This window comes from Bacillus sp. PK6-16 (genome assembly GCF_056530295.1).
In genome coordinates, this window is the sequence record NZ_CP096511.1 from 2,885,318 (window position 1) to 2,905,184 (window position 19,867).

At 34.6% G+C, this 19,867-nt stretch carries 13 protein-coding genes and 6 pseudogenes; 3 read left to right on the top strand and 16 right to left on the bottom strand.

Features of this window, described 5'->3' with window-relative positions; all coding sequences use genetic code 11:
- Window positions 1-156: 156 nt before the first annotated feature.
- Both M1D66_RS14840 and M1D66_RS14845 read right to left on the bottom strand, forming a co-directional pair.
- Window positions 157-1,142, bottom strand: a pseudogene (locus M1D66_RS14840) (choloylglycine hydrolase family protein).
- An 850-nt stretch (window positions 1,143-1,992) separates the two neighbouring features.
- Window positions 1,993-2,418: a DUF4879 domain-containing protein gene (locus M1D66_RS14845; RefSeq protein WP_000472918.1), complete on the bottom strand. Its 426-nt coding sequence runs from the start codon at window positions 2,416-2,418 to the stop codon at window positions 1,993-1,995.
- 585 nt (window positions 2,419-3,003) lie between these two features.
- Here M1D66_RS14845 and gad point away from each other — a divergent pair.
- Window positions 3,004-4,473: a glutamate decarboxylase gene (gene gad, locus M1D66_RS14850; protein WP_078404520.1), complete on the top strand. Its 1,470-nt coding sequence runs from the start codon at window positions 3,004-3,006 to the stop codon at window positions 4,471-4,473.
- Window positions 4,474-4,664: 191 nt separating this feature from the next.
- On the opposite strand, the pseudogene M1D66_RS14855 reads toward gad, so the two are convergent.
- From M1D66_RS14855 to M1D66_RS14865, 3 genes and pseudogenes are all read right to left on the bottom strand, one after another.
- Window positions 4,665-4,814 (bottom strand): annotated as a pseudogene (locus tag M1D66_RS14855) (macrolide 2'-phosphotransferase); the annotation flags it as partial.
- Window positions 4,809-5,076: pseudogene (locus M1D66_RS14860) on the bottom strand (alpha/beta fold hydrolase); the annotation flags it as partial. The pseudogenes M1D66_RS14855 and M1D66_RS14860, both read right to left, overlap by 6 nt.
- 740 nt (window positions 5,077-5,816) lie before the next feature.
- Window positions 5,817-7,007 (bottom strand): MFS transporter, encoded by a 1,191-nt coding sequence (locus tag M1D66_RS14865; RefSeq protein WP_074553494.1) that lies wholly within the window; start codon window positions 7,005-7,007, stop codon window positions 5,817-5,819.
- 358 nt (window positions 7,008-7,365) lie between these two features.
- On the opposite strand from M1D66_RS14865, the gene M1D66_RS14870 reads away from it, so the two are divergent.
- Window positions 7,366-7,953, top strand: coding sequence for a TetR/AcrR family transcriptional regulator (locus tag M1D66_RS14870; protein WP_242554563.1), 588 nt, complete (start codon window positions 7,366-7,368; stop codon window positions 7,951-7,953).
- A gap of 283 nt (window positions 7,954-8,236) precedes the next feature.
- On the opposite strand, the pseudogene M1D66_RS14875 reads toward M1D66_RS14870, so the two are convergent.
- The 9 genes and pseudogenes from M1D66_RS14875 to M1D66_RS14915 all read right to left on the bottom strand — a co-directional run.
- Window positions 8,237-8,434 (bottom strand): annotated as a pseudogene (locus M1D66_RS14875) (linear amide C-N hydrolase); the annotation flags it as partial.
- 134 nt (window positions 8,435-8,568) lie between these two features.
- Window positions 8,569-8,868 carry a transcriptional repressor PagR gene (pagR, locus tag M1D66_RS14880; RefSeq protein ID WP_074553496.1) on the bottom strand — a complete coding sequence of 100 codons (300 nt, stop codon included), beginning with the start codon at window positions 8,866-8,868 and terminating at the stop codon, window positions 8,569-8,571.
- A 354-nt stretch (window positions 8,869-9,222) separates the two neighbouring features.
- Window positions 9,223-10,542 carry an aromatic amino acid transport family protein gene (locus M1D66_RS14885; RefSeq protein WP_242554564.1) on the bottom strand — a complete coding sequence of 440 codons (1,320 nt, stop codon included), beginning with the start codon at window positions 10,540-10,542 and terminating at the stop codon, window positions 9,223-9,225.
- Window positions 10,543-10,832: 290 nt separating this feature from the next.
- Window positions 10,833-11,723: an L-serine ammonia-lyase, iron-sulfur-dependent, subunit alpha gene (gene sdaAA, locus M1D66_RS14890; RefSeq protein WP_000281777.1), complete on the bottom strand. Its 891-nt coding sequence runs from the start codon at window positions 11,721-11,723 to the stop codon at window positions 10,833-10,835.
- Window positions 11,724-11,744: 21 nt separating this feature from the next.
- On the bottom strand, window positions 11,745-12,443 hold the full coding sequence (locus M1D66_RS14895; protein ID WP_001056999.1) for a serine dehydratase beta chain: 699 nt from the start codon (window positions 12,441-12,443) through the stop codon (window positions 11,745-11,747).
- A 638-nt stretch (window positions 12,444-13,081) separates the two neighbouring features.
- Window positions 13,082-13,336 carry a hypothetical protein gene (locus M1D66_RS14900; RefSeq protein ID WP_000557537.1) on the bottom strand — a complete coding sequence of 85 codons (255 nt, stop codon included), beginning with the start codon at window positions 13,334-13,336 and terminating at the stop codon, window positions 13,082-13,084.
- An 833-nt stretch (window positions 13,337-14,169) separates the two neighbouring features.
- Entirely contained in the window at window positions 14,170-15,243 is a 1,074-nt protein-coding gene (locus tag M1D66_RS14905; protein WP_016124577.1) for a patatin-like phospholipase family protein, read from the bottom strand.
- An 875-nt stretch (window positions 15,244-16,118) separates the two neighbouring features.
- Window positions 16,119-16,631 (bottom strand): protein kinase, encoded by a 513-nt coding sequence (locus M1D66_RS14910; RefSeq protein ID WP_242554565.1) that lies wholly within the window; start codon window positions 16,629-16,631, stop codon window positions 16,119-16,121.
- Window positions 16,632-16,747: 116 nt separating this feature from the next.
- Window positions 16,748-17,080 carry a hypothetical protein gene (locus M1D66_RS14915; RefSeq protein WP_000433525.1) on the bottom strand — a complete coding sequence of 111 codons (333 nt, stop codon included), beginning with the start codon at window positions 17,078-17,080 and terminating at the stop codon, window positions 16,748-16,750.
- Window positions 17,081-17,827: 747 nt separating this feature from the next.
- On the opposite strand from M1D66_RS14915, the pseudogene M1D66_RS14920 reads away from it, so the two are divergent.
- A pseudogene (locus tag M1D66_RS14920) lies at window positions 17,828-17,935 on the top strand (peptidase M56); the annotation flags it as partial.
- Here M1D66_RS14920 and M1D66_RS14925 read toward each other — a convergent pair.
- Both M1D66_RS14925 and M1D66_RS14930 read right to left on the bottom strand, forming a co-directional pair.
- Window positions 17,923-18,036: pseudogene (locus tag M1D66_RS14925) on the bottom strand (polysaccharide deacetylase); the annotation flags it as partial. The pseudogenes M1D66_RS14920 and M1D66_RS14925 sit on opposite strands and share 13 nt — an antisense overlap.
- Before the next feature lie 24 nt (window positions 18,037-18,060).
- Window positions 18,061-19,479, bottom strand: coding sequence for an S-layer homology domain-containing protein (locus M1D66_RS14930; RefSeq protein ID WP_000680977.1), 1,419 nt, complete (start codon window positions 19,477-19,479; stop codon window positions 18,061-18,063).
- Window positions 19,480-19,867: the final 388 nt, after the last annotated feature.

Genomic DNA, 19,867 nt, shown 5'->3' on the forward strand with positions numbered 1-19,867 from the left:
ATTATCTATTTCACTTTAAATAATGCCTTAAAATCCCCTTTTTTTACGCTCTATTCCTAACATGTGGTATCATCCTTCCTTTTTAGTAATACTTTAGTAAACTAGACAACAGAAATGATATAGTCTAACATCTGTACACTGTTTACAGGGTTCCGATTAGTTTTCATAAAAAATCTGTTGTTTACGCTGAAATGGATAAGTTTTAATTTCATCTGTATCTAAATTTTCATGAAATAGATGTATGGCTATAATTTGTCTACAATCATAGGTATGATAATAATATATACCCGACTCCATACACATTGCGCTTGTATAAATGGTATTATCTAATGTACCTTCTTCCGTTATCACTCCACCTTTTGGAAGCTCACAATTCGATAAGATATGAAAAATGGCCGATACCCCTTCCTCTTCATTATGTATATCTTGGATATTTTGTTTGCCATATGCTGCCCGAACAAATCTTGATGGTGGGGTAAAATCACCCGGAAGCCCTATTGAACCTGAACCTTGTCCAAAAGCACTTAATGATAAATCCCCCCATTGTGTAGACTCATAGGGCTGCGATCTAAGACCAATATATTGTCTTAAATTTTGTAGATGCCAGTTAAACTCTGGACTATTGGTCATTACCCCTAACGGATTGTCATACACTTTTAGCCCCTCAGTTGTCGGCTCTAGTACAATACATTCTCCCCATTTATCCGCTATAATCCAATGTAGCGGCGGAGTAAGTCCTAAAATAGGTAATGGTACATCCAAAAAAGAAATACTATCAACAGACTTTCTTAACTCTTTAATAGAATTGAACTGCGTGAGACTCCAAGCCACAAAATCAAATGGAGCCAGATTCGTTTTATTGTCATCTATACTTTCATTATAAGTCGCGAAGCCTGGGAAATAGAGCGTTGCACAAGTCATACCTGCTTCATGGACTCCATCTGCCAGAATGACCCTTTCTTGATAGTTAATCCCCATCCCGATAACTGCTTGTTTCGTTTCGATGATTTCACCAGTTATATTGTTCCATCGATAACTTCGAGGAACTATTATTACTTCTTGATTGAAATCTAATGTAAAATCCATCGTTCTTGCAAAAGATGTTGGCCGTTTTTTGTCTGTAATGTCAAACTAGTACACATAAAGAACACCCCTTTGTTTAGTTTATTTAAACAAAAACCCATTTAATTTCTATCCTTAAGTTGATAGGCACGAATCTTTTTTCTTACTCATATTTATTGATACTCCTTTCAAAATTTGAATTTTCTAGTACAATAAATCTATTACTATAAGGAACATAAAAATGATCGAAGAGATTACTAATCTCCTTTATGATTCCCCCTAACAAGTTAAAAAGCTATTATAAACAAACTTCAATAAAAGATACCTTCTCCCTCCTTTTTTATTACTGGATTTTTAAGTGGTTGGATGTTATATAAAACAGAATTATTTATTGCAGATGCTTCTTTCTAATTAATTCAACCTCCTAGTGAATAGAAATAAATGTGTGATGTGAATGTGTTAGATTTGTTAAATGGAATACAAGCAGTACTTCCTTCTATTATCGAGCGCTAAACAAATAATTAATAAAAAATTAGAAGTTATCTGGAATATGTTTAGAATCACTTATTTTGCATTTTTCTTAGTCTCCTATTTAAACGGTATTTACTATGTAATTGTGCATATTAACTAAATACTTAATAAAATCAATGTTACATGTGGTAAAATAATTGAGAAAGGCACTTTCTATAAAGTAGGTTCTTAGACCAGAAGGCGTAACGCATCTTATATTCATGATGTAGCGCTACTGTTATCACCCATACATATGTAAACTATTTTTCAAATAAAGTCTATTGGTGTCTAGGGTCCTGTTTTATGGGAAGTGTTTTTATGGGATGGGGAATATATATATGAACATGGTTCAAGTCAAAGAAAAGGCACTCCTAGGAGTGCCTTTTCTTTGACTATTTAAATGTGCGAACGCTTTCAAAACTATTGGATATAAATTGATGTACGCATTGTATTAAATGGTGCATTTATAGATGTCTTTTGGTACTCAAATGTTCCTTGTTGGTGTCCAGAAGCATCCCATTTATAATACCAGCCAACGATCGGTCTTCCACCAATTATAGTGGATCCAATACTTTTTACATTAGATCCATTCATTTTAGCAAATGGGTTTTGGCCATATCCCATTTCTTTCGTGGTAATATATAAGTATTTTCCTCCGTGATTACGTGATGTGCTAAAGCTGTTCTGGTTAATCGTTTCTACTCCGCCCAGTTCAGATTCTACTTGTACGACGTTTAATGAAGTAAGTGGTGCTGCTGGTCCAGCAGAAGCCTCTGTTGCCATTCCTAATCCGACGAACGCTGTGATTGCTAACGATGAAATCCCTAGTGCTGCTTTTTTAAACATAAAAAACATCCCCTTCCATCTATTGTTTTCACTTACATTGCCAATATAATCCTTATAACCTTATATGTAAATAGATCCCAACTGTAGAAATAACAGAAAGAATATTCTGATTCATCAACATTAGAAATTTACTTTCAACAACTTGAATAAAGCATAAAACAATAATTCGAAGAGCTGCACGAGCAACCTCTGGTCATTTACCGCTGATTCTACCAGATGATCCACGAGACTTGTCAGAAAGACAATCTCGGCATCGGAATCATCCCGAAATCCGCATTTGAGCTGGCGAACCACAGTAGTCTGGAAATGGACAGTCCTTCCCTCCAGACCAGGATCGCGGCAATCTGAATCAAGGAACGTTACATGTCCTCATTAACCAGAAAATGCTTGAAAAGTTTCAGTAGGGAATAATAAAAGTAAGGAATAAATCAGCTGTTCACTCCTTTGAATTATAACCACAGGCTTCCGTGTAGCGTTGAAATAAAGATTGATAGAAAAGTGCTTGAAGCCTTATGTCCCCTTGGTTTAACAAATGATTTTTTGTAAATAATATGTTTGTTAAAAACTTAATTAAGGGGGGCTTTTATGCCACAGGATCGAAAAGCAGAAGTTCAAAACGATACATACGAAAGAAAAGTTATTATGCCAGATAATTCACAATCTCTACCACTTCACATGCAAAAAGAGCTGCCTCACGAATTTTCTGTAAATCCTTTGTTTGCCCGCGAAGGAGAATCCGTCGTTCCACGCTTTCATATGTCTGATGAAGGCATGTTACCAGAAACAGCATATCAAATCGTCCATGATGAAATTACTCTTGATGGCAACGCCCGCCTGAATCTTGCAACTTTTGTTAGTACATGGATGGAGCCTACCGCAGAGCAATTATATGCAAAATCATTCGACAAGAACATGATTGACAAGGACGAATATCCACAGACAGCTGAAATTGAGGAGCGGTGTGTCCGTATCTTAGCCAACCTCTGGCATTCGCCCAGCCCCCTTACGACTATGGGCGTTTCAACAACTGGATCGTCAGAAGCATGTATGCTCGGTGGGCTTGCCTTAAAGCGACGATGGCAAAATGCACGTAAAAGCGAAGGGAAGCCGGTGGATCGTCCCAATATTGTGTTTAGTTCTGCTGTTCAGGTCGTTTGGGAAAAATTCGCGAATTATTGGGAGGTTGAACCACGTTATGTGAAGGTTAGCCCTGAACATCCTCAATTGGATCCTCAGGGGGTCCTCGCAGCCGTGGATGAAAATACGATTGGTGTAGTACCGATTCTCGGTGAAACTTATACCGGTCTTTACGAACCGGTTGCCGCAATTGCGAAAGCGTTGGATGATTTACAGGCGAAGACTGGTCTTGACATTCCCATGCATGTGGATGCAGCTTCGGGAGGATTTATAGCACCATTTCTCCAACCAGATTTAGTCTGGGATTTTGAATTACCAAGGGTGAAGTCCATCAATGTATCCGGACATAAATATGGATTAGTCTATCCTGGATTGGGTTGGATAATTTGGCGGGAAGCTGAAGATCTCCCTGAAAATCTAATCTTCCATGTCTCCTATTTGGGCGGAGACATGCCGACCTTTGCTCTGAATTTTTCTCGTCCTGGCGCACAAGTGCTCCTGCAATATTATAATTATTTACGTTTAGGGAAAAAGGGGTACTATGATGTTCAAAAGGCTTCACAGAAAGTCGCTCTTTTTCTAAGCAAGGCCATTCAGAAGATGGAACCGTTCGAACTTTTGTCTGATGGGTCGGACATTCCGGTTTTCGCTTGGCGACTGAAAGATGGCTACACATCAAACTGGAACCTTTATGATTTATCTCGACAATTGCGTGTATTCGGTTGGCAAGTACCCGCCTATCCATTGCCTCCAGATATGGAAACGGTGACGATTATGCGAGTTGTGGTTCGAAATGGATTTTCCATGGATCTTGCGCATTTATTTTTGAGAAACCTCAAACAGACTGTTGCCTTTCTGGATTCCCTGGATGGGCCTATGCCACATGATACGAAATGTGATAATGGATTTCATCACTAAATAAAAAAGCCTAATTTCTTCACATTAAATTGAGAAGTTAGGCTTTTTTAATATTGGGATTTCCTTAACGTTGTAAATCCACATTTTTATGAAGCTAACCCATATTGGAGCAACTGTATTGATATGCACCCATTTCCAAATAGGCCACTTTGCTTTTGTTGTGGCCCATTTTCTTTGATCTGATTGGAGTGCTAGTGGTCATCATTCACTTGTAATGTTTCTTTCGCCAGCTGCTCATATTCTTCTAAGCCTGAGATAATCGCAAACTCAGCTATCGCAACAGGATATGCCGCATTAAGTTCGATAACGTGTTCTTTCATGGCAGGCCAGTAAATCCCCCCCATTGAAGATTCAACCATTGTGATATTTTTGGAGATTCAAATGCTCCAATAACAGATGTAAATCATTAGCCAGCGTATCATAGTCATAACCATCCTATGTCTGTGAAGATTTATTGAATCCCCGACGATCATAAGTTATGACTCTGTATCCAGCCTCAACAAGAGCTGGAACTTGACATTCCCAAGATCGATCACTTCACGGCCAAACATGAATTAATACAACTGGCTTCCCTATATCGTAATCTTCATAATATAACCTAATCGATGCTTAATTTTCGATTTATTATCATACCCCCAAAAGTAATTATTGGTAGCCTACCTGTTCTAGATTTAGGAGCTGAAGGTGATAATTTTTGAATTTTATCTGTCCCATAGACAAACTTTCCACTTACTACTATCAATGCAGACTCGATATGCTTGTTTTTTACCTCCAAGACTAGGGGGTTAATAGCAGAAAGTATGGATAAATGTGCATATTGTCTCTTTTTGATGTTACCTTGTGTTTCTTTTTCTGTAAAGAACCGTGTATTTCGTGCTGTATATAGGAAGACCTTGTTCTCAATTCAATCGGTTAAACATAAGATTTAAACGATTTTCACGATAAAACCTCATCATTACCAATATTTTAAAAAATATCCCAAATTCAAGATTATTTGCATGAAAGACGAAATATTAAGTCAATAATGTATTTAAGTTTTAACAAACTAACAATATATTATTTCTCAACATAGGGAGCATAGAATTATAAGAAACAAATTGTTAATATATAGATATCTCAATTGCGTTATTTCTTTTTAAAGAGAGTTTGTGTTTTTACACAAGCTCTTTTTTATTGCATTTCAGATATATTCAACAAGGTGAGTCTTTTCCACTTACAGCAATAGAAAATAAAAATTTGCTTCTAATACAAAAACTCCATACAATTCACAAATAACCTTTGAAACTCAGATATAACAATAAATAGGCATTCCCTATCCTGACTGGTGAAAATAAATTATAGAACTATTTCTCTGTAGCAAAATAAAGTAGAGCTATAGTCGGAAAAGCGATTCCTATCCATAATGTTAGATTCCATCCACCTAAGGCATATGCCCATCCTCCAATAAAGGATCCCACAGCACCTCCCAAAAAGAAAATAGCCATAAATAGCCCGTTTAATCGACTACGGATTTCTGGACTCAACGAGAAAATTAAACGTTGGCTAAGCACAAGGTTTGCAGATACTCCCATGTCCAACAGAATTGCAGCAATTACTAAAACAGCTATTCCAAAGGGCGAGCTACTTTGAATAAAAAGTGGAAGTAATAAAGAAATAATAACTACGGTGAGAGCTATCCCAGTGGCGGATCGTGTCCAGCCAAGATCGGCTAGTCGACCACCTATTGGAGCAGCTATCGCGCCTGTAATTCCCACAAGTGCATACAATGCTATGGCAGTTTGAGAAAAATGAAAAGCCGGACTAGATAATAATAATGGAACAGTGGTCCAGAATAAGCTGAAAGCCCCAAATACACAAGCATGATAAATGGCGCGACGACGTAAAATGGGAGTAGTTCGTAGCAGTTGCCACATTGAATTAAGTAAGACGATATAATTTGTTTTTGCTGTTGGTTTTCTTGTAGGGAGTACTTTCGATAAAACAAACGCCAGGACAATAATTACAGTAGCAGATAAAGCAAATATTGCACTCCATCCCCAAATATCGGCTACTAGACTAGATATCGGTCGCGCAAGCATAATGCCTAGTAACAGACCACTCATGACATTGCCAACTACGCGACCGCGTGCATTTTCCGATGAAAGATATGATACAAGAGGTACGAGCACTTGCGCTGCGACCGACCCCAGTCCGATAAAGAATGAAGCAATTAACAACAAAGTTGCGCTTTTTACAAAAACCATGGAAATGAGTGCAAATGCACTTAAAAATAACAAAATAAGTATCAATTTTTTATTCTCAACAATATCTCCCAAAGGTACAAGAAATAGTAAGCCAACAACATATCCAATTTGAGTTAGCGTTACAATTAATCCAGCGCTACTATTAGAAAGCCCAATTACATTACTAATTACCCCAATTAAAGGCTGTGCATAATAAAGATTAGCCACAATAATACCACATGAAGTTGCTAATAGAATGATTAAACCTGATGAAATATCCTTATCAATTGCTTTATTTTTAAAATTAGACATAACTACTTCCTCCCATACTTTTATTTCAAAATTACTAAATCGCCTTGGCAAGAACTACTGCGATACCATTTTTTATTGTAATAAATTAAGTTTGAACTACATTCTGCTTTTAAAAAATCCAATTTCACCTCTTGTTTATCCCCCTTTTCTAAATGTTTTTTAGCAATTTAATTTTTGAATTTTGGAACCTAAATGTAGCCATACCATTACAAGATGTTAGTTAGTTAATTAATAAACTGTACGTTCAGTTTATTAATTAACTAAAAATATATACTAAACGTTCAGTTTTGTAAATAGGCTATTTTGTTTTTTATTCATATTAAGTATACTAAACGTATAGTTTATGTTTTTGAAAGGAATGATTAATGTGCAAGGTAAAAGAGGTCGACCACGTAATATCGAAACCCAAAAGGCCATCCTTTCTGCGTCCTATGAGTTATTATTGGAAAGTGGCTTTAAAGCAGTCACAGTCGATAAAATTGCAGACCGAGCTAAAGTCAGCAAAGCTACGATTTATAAATGGTGGCCAAATAAGGCTGCTGTGGTAATGGATGGTTTTCTTTCTGCTGCTGCTGCCAGATTGCCTGTACCTGACACAGGTTCAGCGTTGAATGATATTTTAATTCATGCTACAAGTTTAGCCAGTTTTTTGATAAGTCGAGAAGGAACTATTATCAATGAGTTAGTTGGCGAAGGGCAATTTGATTCGAAACTAGCAGAAGAATATCGTGCTCGATATTTCCAGCCACGTCGACTGCAAGCAAAGCAACTTCTGGAGAAGGGAATTAACAGAGGCGAATTAAAAGAAAACCTCGATGTTGAATTAAGCATCGATCTCATTTACGGACCAATTTTTTATCGCTTGCTAGTAACCGATGAAAAGTTGGATGAATCCTATGTACATGACTTGGTTATAAACGCATTCGAAGGGATACGTTTGAAGTAATGAACATATAAACAAAGATTTAGATTTCCACTGTTTCCTATACTGATGTAACTCGCATTAACTTGATAAATAAAGTATCTAATTTTTTAAAACTGATGTTTATGGGATTGTCCCCCGTATACATCAGTTTTAAAACAGACTTAATCTACAAGCTAATCACGCTTCCTTTTTGATTTTTGGAAGGTTGTAATATTTATGAGTTATTGATTTTTCATTTAAAAACAGATTAAAACCACATAAGAACCCTGAATTTGTATTTTATACAGTTTACCTATTCTAATTAGTTTGCATCAAATAAATCAATGGTTTTAATTTGTCTACAATCGTAGGTATGATAATAATATGCGCCAGACTCCATGCACATAGTTCTTGTATAGATGGTATTGTCTAATATACCTTCTTCCGTGATTACTCCACCCTTAGGAACTTCGCCATTTGATAAGCTATGAAAAACAGCTGATATTCCCTCTTCTTTTAAATCGTGACATATTTAAGATATTGATGTCATTGGATCAAAGTAATAATTACTTAAAAAATTAATAAATAAAAACCCTCCACAACAAGGAGGGCTTAGTATTCTATATAAGTAAATCTTTAAATGGTAAACTTAATATTTTATTGTATTGGTCCTAATAATCCCATAATTTCTTCAGCTTTTTGGTTTTCGATGCTATAGTAAATTTCTAACCCCTGACGATTTCCTCTTAGAACCTTCCCTCTCATTTTAGATAAGTGTTGGGAAACTGTTGATTGTGGAATGTTTAAAATTTCGGTCATTTGGGTTACATTTAGTGTTTTATGTTTAGAAAGCTCATTGATCATTTTTAAACGCATTGGGTGTGCCATAAGTTTTAAAAGCTCTACATCCTCTTCTAAAATCGTGTTCTCTACATGCTGATTCGCAAATCTTGTCATAGTATACGCTCTCCCTTATTTGTTTTCTTCTAATGTAGTGTAACTTCCATATTACATAATATTAGTATGTTCGAATGTTTATTGTTGAAAAATGATACTTAAAGTATACAACTGTAGTTTGTGCTAGTAGTGGAGTTAATGTGTGGTTTGTATGAAGTTTTCATTTACTATTAATCTAGTCTGTTTAAGCTAGTATAAAAGTTATGCATATAATTAAAAAGACAAACTCTCCAAGATGAGGAGTTTGTCCAAAACCATGATCTCTTTAGTTCAACAATATAGAGTTCAGTTCCGATAAGAATTTTTATTTTTTTCATATCCCATGTTTTTTGCATCAGTACTAACAACAGTGGATTAGAATAATGACTGAATACTTGCTAAGACAGTAAGGATACCTATAATAATGACAAAAACATTGCTCGCTTTCCCTTTGTATTTAGCAAGTACTGGTACTTTATGGATCGCATACATTGGTAATATACATAAGATAGCAGCGACTAGCGGACCGCTAAGGGCATCAATGATTCCAAGAATACTTGGATTTGTATAAGCAACATACCAGCATGTTAATACGACAAAAGTAAGAATCATTGTCTTAACTGTTTTTTCTCCTATATCTTTCCCACGTTTTTTACTGGACTTGATAATCATGTCACGCATTACCTCATACGCTCCTATATAATGACCAAGGAAAGACTTTGTAATAGCCACAAATGCAATGATAGGAGCTGCAATAGTGATTACTGGCGAATTAAGCTCATTAGCAAGATATGATAGGATTGACAAGTTCTGTTCTTTTGCCACCTTAAGATCATTTGGAGTCAAACTTAAGGTACTGCTCCAAACAAAGAACATAACAACTGCGAATGTCATAATATAACAAACTTTTTGTATTTGAGCACATTTAGCATCAGTAGCATCTATTCCATACGTAGCTCTCTGTTTCATAACAAATGACGAAATCATAGGCGAATGATTAAACGAGAATACTATGATTGGAAGTATCATCCATATCGTTCCTAAATATCCTGTTCCTGTTGAAGCAGTAGAAACACTTGAAAAACTAAGCATTGACGTATTCCACTGTGGAATCAAAGATATTGCGATAAAAAGTAGAGAAGCTATAAAAGGATACACTAGCATGCTCATGATCTTTACAGTTATATCTTGACCAAAATTTAGTATAGCGATAAGACCGAGTACTAAAACAAGCGATAAAATGGACCTTGGAGGCTCCGACATGTGCAATTGATGCACGATAAAGCTACTAGCGGTATTTGTAAGTGCGACCGAGTACATCAGCACGATCGTATAAATGGAGACAAAATATACAATATTAAAAATGATACTTGCCTTATTTCCAAAATACTCTCTTATTGTACCTGTAATCCCCTCATCGGCAGAGTTCGAAGCGTAAATCATTTTAGCAAGCGCCCTATGTGAATAATACATAACAGGATATGCAAGTAATGTAATTAGTAGTAAAGATAATAAACCACCTGAACCTGCATTAATCGGTAAAAAGAGTACTCCTGCTCCAATTGCTGTTCCAAAAAGGCTCAATGCCCAGGTAGTATCCTGTTTATGCCACTTTTTAGGGTCTAGATATTTCTCATTTTTTACTGCAGTGTTATCAACTTGAAATTCTATGTTTTTTGCAGTATTCCAATCCATATAATAATTCCTCCTTGTGTCCTATTCTTAATTCTCTTTTTAAGATATAGGAATATAGACCGTTCTTGAAAAATGAATAGCTTATATAGTGCCCCACAACGAATATCCCCCTTCTAGGTTAATAAAAATCAAAAAATTAGCGAAGCATCAACCTGAAGGGTTTGTTACCACTTATAAAATATTTTAATTATATAGTAGTATATTTTATTGATAACTCCCCCAATATACAGACATCCTTAGGCGAACAATAGAGTAAAGATTGTTAAAAATTTCACAATATATTCGATAACTTATTGATTTGATTGTTTCTCCCCAAAGATTTTATTTTTAATGGCAATTCCTGTAGGTGTAGCTGCAATACCACCTAAACCTGTCTCTCTTAATTCGCGAGGCATCTGTCTTCCAACTCTATACATGGCTTCAATCACTTCGTCAGCATTGATGAGATTGTTTACGCCGGCTAATGCGATGTCCGCTGCTGCTAAAGCATTTGCCGTTCCAATGGCGTTTCTCTTTACACAAGGAATTTCTACCAAACCAGCGACCGGATCACAAACTAAACCGAGTAAATTTTGTAATGCAATCGAAAAAGCTTCAGAAGATTGCTGTGGCGTTCCACCCGCAGCTTCTACCGCAGCTGCAGCCGCCATCGCTGAGGCACTTCCTACTTCAGCTTGACATCCTCCATACGCTCCTGAAATACAAGCATTGTTTGCGACTATCGTTCCAAATAACGCTGAAGTGAATAGAAAATGAATCATATCTTCATGACTTAACTGCAACGTATCTTTAATACTAAATAGGACTCCCGGAATCGTCCCACTCGCACCTGCTGTTGGAGTTGCACAAATAGCTCCTAATGCAGCATTTACTTCATTAACACCGATAGCACTTTGAATCCCTAACACCATTAAATCTCCAGAAAGAGTTTTCCTATTTTCTCGATAGTTTTTAATTTTTACAGCATCCCCTCCGGTCAAACCTGTTGGAGAAAATACACCGTCGCCCTCGATACTTTTATTTATTGCATGTTGCATAGTCGCTAAATTTCGTTCCATTTTACTCCATACTTCTTCATAAGAAGTTTTAGTTTGTTTGATTTCCTGTTCGATTGCTAATTCATAAATTTGCTTTTGGCTTTTATTAGCTGCATCCACAATTTCTTTTATGGCCATATACATATTTTTCACTCCTTAATGTGACTAAAGAATAATAAGATTAGCTATATTGCTTAAATCTCCTAATTCCTTCTGAGCATTACCTGGCAATATCGAATCCAAAGCGAATGCATATAAATATTTTGTTTTATCTTCCAAACTATGAAAGTTGTTAATTTCCACATCATATTGTTTAAAGATCCTGCGTAAAACAAATTCAAAGTCAGCTCTTTCTGAAATCGCAATAACAACTGGCAATGGCCCCTGCAGATTTAAGCTAAATCCATCAATTTCAACATTTTTGACTTCAATCAACCCACCACCGACCGAAATACCCATTACTCTAATACTTCGACTTTCATCCTCTGCATATACATCTGCCGTATTTGGATGACCAGCAGGACTATTACCCAATTGTTCAATAAAGGTAATGTCAATTCCCTTAGACTCTGCTATTTTAATAGCATCTGGCACTTTGCTGTCATCAGCAGCTAAGCCTAATATACCAGCAATAATTGCAAAATCAGTTCCGTGACCTTTATGGGTTTCAGCAAATGATTCATAATACTTTACCACAACTTTTTTGGGAAGACCTTGAAATAATTTATTAGCAACTGTTCCAATAGCCAAAGCACCTGCAGTATGTGAACTTGAAGGGCCTATCATTATGGGCCCAATCACATCAAAACAACTTTTGTATTTAACAATCTTTTTTTCTTTAATAGATGCTACATTCATGTTCATATAAGCACCCCCATAATTTATTATTTTTAGCTGTAGTTGAATCTAAGTTATTAGAATGATCGATTCAAAACAAGTTTTGTTTGATAACGCTTTCTTTATTGAGTTGAATAAACTTCCCTTCTAATCCGCTATCCTCCGTATAGTAATCATATCAGTATGTCCAATTTTAAAAAATTACTGGCAAGTTCTTTAGAATTTTTAATCCAAAACGAGGTTTGATATTTTCTCTAGAGGTAATAAATTGTGTCTCGACGCCCTCATTATAACTTGTATATTTATAAGTTTAATCTTTTTTTATTTTTAGAAAGATTGAATAGACAGAATTTTGAATAGGTAATAAATTACACTTAGTATGTAGCAATTGTGTCCTTTGTTTGAAGCTGTATTAGTTAGTAAAAAAGCAAAAATAACACAGAGTTCCTTTCATAAACACATTGATTATATTGAAAAATCATTATAAAGATACTTATATTGTCTTTTGTTTGAACATCTTATTTTGAACGGGAAACCTGTTGCAATAAATAATTCATTCATATGAAAAGGAATACATTAATAAAATTTAAAAACGTTTTAGTATATTAATTATACATTTTTTATAAATATTAATTATCAAAAAAAACTAACTTCTTATTAGGATCTTAACATAAAGGATACATTCCAAATAACAATGGAGATTCTGCTTTATCAATTTCTTTATACGTTATATTTCCCTCTTTACCTGCAACAGCAACTTGTACTTTTTCATTTGTTTTCACATCTTCTGCACCTATTGCACCACCCGCCAATAATCCTGTACTTAACAGACTATCGTGAACAAAAGTTAGAGAGTTATGGAACAAAATATAATGTGTATGTACATACATTTCTTTTAAAAGAAGTTTTGTAGTATGCAACTGAATTAAAAAAATATAGATTTTTATGACTCTTTTTAGGGGATATAGCAAAGTGGGATCTTTTATATGCACATTGCTATACCGAACTAGATTTCAGCATAGTATTTTTTTGCAACTCATTGATTTTTACCAAACACGTATAAAAACCAACAATATGAAAATAAACGACTGGCTAAAATTTTACTTTCAATAAAATAAAAAAAGAACCTGCAAATTTGCAGATTCTCCTGATAATGATTTATATAAGTAAAACTCAAAAATATAATACAATGATTCAAAAATAAGTTCAAGTAAATCCAAAGAACCCGCTGGAGTTCGGGTTCTTTCAGAAGTGATGATGTTTTCTCGGATTTGCAAAGTGAGAAAATACAAGAATATAATACATCGAGATTTAGAGAATTTCAATACTTAAATTAGAGGTTATTTTAATATGATGTAACATCAGCATTTTGAAGGAATAGCAACGAATACCTTATACATTTCCAGTCTACATAACGCTTTATTATCAGTAGAAAGAAAAAGTAAATCCCTACTTTCACAAGAAATCCGCCTTTTTACTCTATTCATTTTTTGATACATTCCCATCCACGGTTTTAGGGTTCTCTTTTGTACTGTGTTAGCCGAAAAATTTTATAAATCATAATTCGTTTTTCCTCCACCTGTTTCACCCTTTCTACACCCTAGTTTTACAAAATAAGAGGTCATCAAAACTTATATTTATTACTTTCTGTTATCTCCTCTCTCTTGTTCTATGTATAGTCTATTTGAATTTTTATTAGCTACTAAAAAATTTACAGGACGATTAAAAAAAGCCAAGTGCATTGCACTCGGCTTTATGGTCGATTAAACATTTTTACTTCAGACGTATTAAACTGATGTAGATAGTCTTTAGTAGAAGTATAGCCTGAATTCATGAGTGTTTTCTTTTCTTCTTCTGTGATATCGAAATTAAATGACGGCGTAAAGAATGTATTGATAAATACAGTGCGGGCAGCATCTTCTTTGGTTGTTTTTCCACTCTCATGACCTTTGATCATGGTTTGAGACAAATTCCATGCAAAATGAATAAGAGAATGGCCAATATGATGTTCTGTTGAAGTTGCGATATGTTTTAACATGGCAACCTCGGCCTGAGATTCTAAACGGAAACCTAGTGTTTCTTTGTTGTAGACAATTTCATCTGTAGGATCAAAGAAAGATGCATTGTATTTCGTGTGTAAGCTTCTTAGTGTAGAATGATCCTCTATATTGCTTATCAGTTTATTAACCTCGTCAATCGTATCTGTGGTCGTGAAGTGTTCTTCCTTATTCACAAAACTTTTCCGATCAAATAAACGAATTGGGTAGTTATCGAGTACACCTCCGTCTACATAATAATCTTTATCCCATTCCACAGATTTAAAAAAGAATGGGATGGACATCGAAATCCGCACAGCAACTACTAACGGGACATCAGGTGTCGTTTCGCGAGAGAACGTACGAAGCTCGTGTGTAGAAACGTTCGTTCCTTGGAAAAACACGTCTTTTCCTGTTTTGTCATACAACTGCTGAAAAGTTGTGTCCTTACTCCCTGTCCACTTTTCAACAATCTTTCCTACCCACTCAGTGAAGAAATCCCCTTTATAGATACCAAAACCATCAAAAAATAAACGAATGTTATCTTGTACAATCGAAAAATCATCATCTTTAAACGCTTTGAAATTCATGTCTTTGTGGATTTTTACAAGATCTGCGAATGGAATAGAAAGACCTAAAAGTAATGCAGTAATCGCTCCTGCTGAAGTACCCCCAAATCGTTGTATTTCTGGTAAAATCCCTTCTTCATTTAGTGCACGGATGGCACCTATATAAGCGCTTCCCTTTACCCCGCCACCTTCAAATACTAAGTTACGAAATGGATATGCCATTATATACCTCCAATAGAGAAATTTTCGATTTGTTATAGTATCGGAATTATATTGAAATATATTCCAAATCTTATTAAAAAGGTTTCATGCCCTCCGATACGTATGGCCAAATTATCTTTATTTAATGGATAAATTGTTTGAAAGAGAAGGAATTTGCTTGGAATGGTAATTTAGTAGGATAGGAAACAGGAAGCGGAGCGCATCTTTGGATACACTGACTAATATCCCCTTTTGAAATTGTATATAACGTAACTTCTTTTCCAATGCATCCTCCTAGTAAAATCACGAGTAAGAAATCAAGGAACAACCTACATTTCATAAAGTCCTCACTCTCTTTAACATGCAATCCAGTAAAATAATTTTTTTCAAATACGTAGAAATATGGTTTAACCAGTAATCAATGATCAGATCTTCTTAACTTAAGTAAACCTAAATCTATTTGTCTCCATACAGAAAGAGATAAATAGTTTTGTTCCTATTCATGAAATAGTACAATATATGTAAAATTACATATCTAATTAATTGCTTTTAATGTTATATTTTAATAGCGATGAATGCTATTATTTCATAAGTTGTCAACAAGCGTTATGTATGTATGAGAAAAAGGAAGGAGCCAAATAGGCCCCTTCCTTTTTCTACTAATTAACTAAATTACTCTCTGGTAAAAATTTAAATAGTAATGCTCATTTACAGGCGTCTCATTATGCATTAAACATGCTAACTTAGCTTGCTGTCGGAAAAAATAAAAACGATAGCATTAAGTTATTAAGAGACAAAAATTCATCAACACGAAGACAGATTTGTCTTGGCTAGATAAATTTGGTGATAAATACAGGAAGTAACTCTTACGATTCAATGATTCTTTTTCCTGCCTTCTACCCTTGCCACTTCTGTTTCATGACTTGTAAATAGAGATCTTCAAACTCGTTAAAATGGACGCGAAAAACACCTAATGTATCGATATAAGCAGAAATCACATCTTTTTCATTAAAATGGATACCTTCCTGTGCTAAGTCATAGCTATCATTAAGGCTGTATAAATCAAAATATTCTTCTTCCCAATACAGGCCTCTATTTACTACTAATCGAGTAGAGCAAGTAATAGCTTGTTTAATATTCCATTTCTGAGCTACTAACTTTTCATTTAAGACTGAAAGAAGGATGTTTACCGAGGGGTTTTCATCAACTATGCGGCTATATGACAGTAAAGCCGATTCTATATATATCAGCTTTGCTTTAGACATTAAAGATATCTCCATAATTTCATATGGCGGGTGATCATTTGCTTCAATCAACCTATCGCACCATGAAATAACCTCCTCTCTATTCCAAAGTCCGCAGCCTAGTCCTAATGCATACAAGTGGGCTAAAGTTTGATAAGATTTCAATATGGTTCACCTTCAATTTAACTGTATAGTGGTATTGCATTCATTTTGGAAATAATCACGCTTAGTAATAAATATAATAAGCTGCCCAAACGGACAGCTTATTTGCATTAAAAACGCTACACATGAACTTTTTCTTTTTTTCGACGCACAAGCCACCAAACTAAAGATAACAGTACTAGGGGAAACGGAAATATCTGAATAAACAAAAATACTTCCCAAAAATCGTGCATCGTACTACCAGGGGAATCTGTTGCCATCCCGCCAATAAAAAAAGACAATGGAATGACAAGTATATTTATACCTAAGCTAATCATTAGGAATGATAGATTTTTCTTCCAGATTACTGGTAATGCAGCCACGATTAATAAAACCAATGCAGTACCCAGTATAAGAAACAGTGCTCCAAATAAAAATACAAAGTATAAAATAGCATTGATTAAAGGTTCCACAATAGCCCTCCTAAGGATTCATTCTATAGAAACACTCATGTTATTTAGAAAGTCAGGATGCTATACCTCTTAGTTGTCTTTCAATTTCTTCATCGCTATAGTCTTCATTTATCTGCTTAGAATACTTAATCTACTTGCTTATATTCTGGACTGCGTTAGGACATATGTTTCTATTGTACAACCAGCTAGCAAGAAACCCACACTTATCCCTGCTAATACGGTACCTTTAAAGGCTCTGTTCATATTCATTTGCCCCTTTTATCTTTTTGTATTTTTTCTCCATCCATAGACAGTCCATTATGAACGTTTTCATTATAAGTATTGTCTGCTCCTTACTATCTGTTTCGGCCCTGATTCTTCTCGTTTACCGTTTCAGTATTACGCTTCAATTCGCATTATCATCACATAAAAAGGACATACCTATTCATATATATACCTTTATTATTTTATATTGAAATAAATAATGGTTCAAAGTTATTTTGTGAAAATTATACAAAAATTAATAATTCATCAATTACCCAACAATAGATAATATGGATAAAGAAAAAATACTAGAGAATATCACATTGTAGTAGTCTCTAGTATCTTTTCATAGTATTTTAGCGGCTATGCAATACGGAGGGATAAAAAAGGACCTCTTACGGAAAGATAAGAGGTCATCAAAAAGATAAAAATGTTGTATTTGAAACACGCGAGTTTCTAATTCACATCATAACACAATATATTTGTATATTCAATATATACATTAAAGATAAGGAATATTACATCATTGAAGATTACGGTGAACCAGGAGATAGTGTTGAAAATGAACCTACTTTGCGCAACATTTTCCCGAAAAAGTATGCGGATGTAGCACCTGCTAAGACATTTTGAATAATCTTTGCAGCTGCTACATCAACGGGTAATTTATTGTATTTCCAATCTAGAGAATCAATTGTCCAATCCCATACTTTTAAAACTAGTGAAATAGATCTTTTTAATTACATACTTAATTTATTTTTTAATGTCCAATATTTTTCTCCATTAGCTTCAAAAGAGAATTCTACCCATCCATTCGGATCTTCACGATAAATAAAGATGGTTGTTCCAGGAGTTACTGTACCAACTTTATTCTCCTCGACAGCTACATCTGGTCTACTTTTAATTTTTAAATTAAATGGATAAGGTACCTGATAGTAAGTAGCTGATGATACAACATTTGAGCTTGAACCGTCTGCATACATTTTATATGGAATTTCATTAGATAACGCGTCGACATCTAATGTTTCAGGATTCTTTGGTAATTTTTTTGCATATGTATAGTCTTCTACACGAAACGGTTTAATACGTTCCATAATACCCGCAATTTTCTTAGCCCAGCCTTTATCTGATGCATATTTCACGTTCATGCCAGTTAATGTTGACCCGTTATAATACATACCACTTTCTTCTAAATATCTTTCTCGTACATAATTAGCGTTATAAGCAATACTATCGCCGTAGCTTGGTAAATATTTCGCATATTTAAACGGATCTCCATCATATGCACGTAGACCGAATAAATTATGTTTTTGATATGCGATTTCTGATTTTCCGTATCCAGATTCTAAAATCGCATGCGCCGCTAAATAATGAGCACTCACGCCATATTGATTTTGCGCATTGATAAAATCTTGTCCATGTCCAACTAAGGGACTATCTGAATGATATTTTGCAATAAAACTATCAATCTCTTGAGCTGTAATTTTCGAAGCCACTGTTAAATTTAAATCTTCATATGAGGTAGCAGTAATAACCTCTTTTTCATCGTTTAAATTTTGTTGTAACATATCTGTTTTTGCAGTAAGTTGAGCAGCTTCAGCACGTGTTATAAATCTATTTGGTTGCCAACCGTTCTCGGTACCATTAGAAATTTTTAAATCTATTAAAATATTGGCATGTTTTTCTCCCCAATGCCCTTTTAAATCTTCAAATCTAACCTGCTCGTTATGATTTGCTGTGCTTTGTAGTTTATATGCATTTACTAGCATGGTAGCCATAGCAGCACGAGTTACTTTTCCGGATGGATTAAAGATTCCATTACCTTCACCTTTAACAATACCAGCTTTTTCAGCAGCAGCAATATAAGGAGTAGCCCAGTGGTTTTGTGAATCTGTAAAAGATGGTTTTGCATTAGGCTCAATTTTTATACCTAAAACTTTTGTCATAATTTTTGTAGCCGAAGCTCTGTCTAAGGAGTCATTTGAACCAAAAGTTCCATCTGGATAACCATTTAATACCTGTTTATCAACTAAATAGTTAACGGATTTATCAGCCCATGTAGGAACATCAGGGAATTTATGAGTATCTGCTAAAATATTAGAAGAATAGGATAATATAGCTCCTGCAAGGATACCTGTTGCAATTAATTTGTGCTTCATTAAAATAAACACCTCTACCATTGTATTTATCAAATTGAGATTTTCTATTTTTATATTTACATGTTTGTAATAATAATAAAATCGTATTATCACGCATTCAATTTGATGTAACGAGTATAGTTACTTATATACACAAGTGTCAATGAATTTCTTTTACAAAAATACATAATATTTACATGATTTTATAATTGACTTATGTATAAATTTTGTAAAGGACCTTTTGATAGATTTTACCTGAAGAAATCTCTTTAGTTGTTAATTTGCCAATCTTTCTCGTTTACTATTAATCAATTAAAAAAAGAATTTTTTGTTTGAAAATCTTAAGTTGATGGATGTGTGAACGTACCGCTACTAAAATTCTTGCTTTTAATTTATTATTACTGTATTA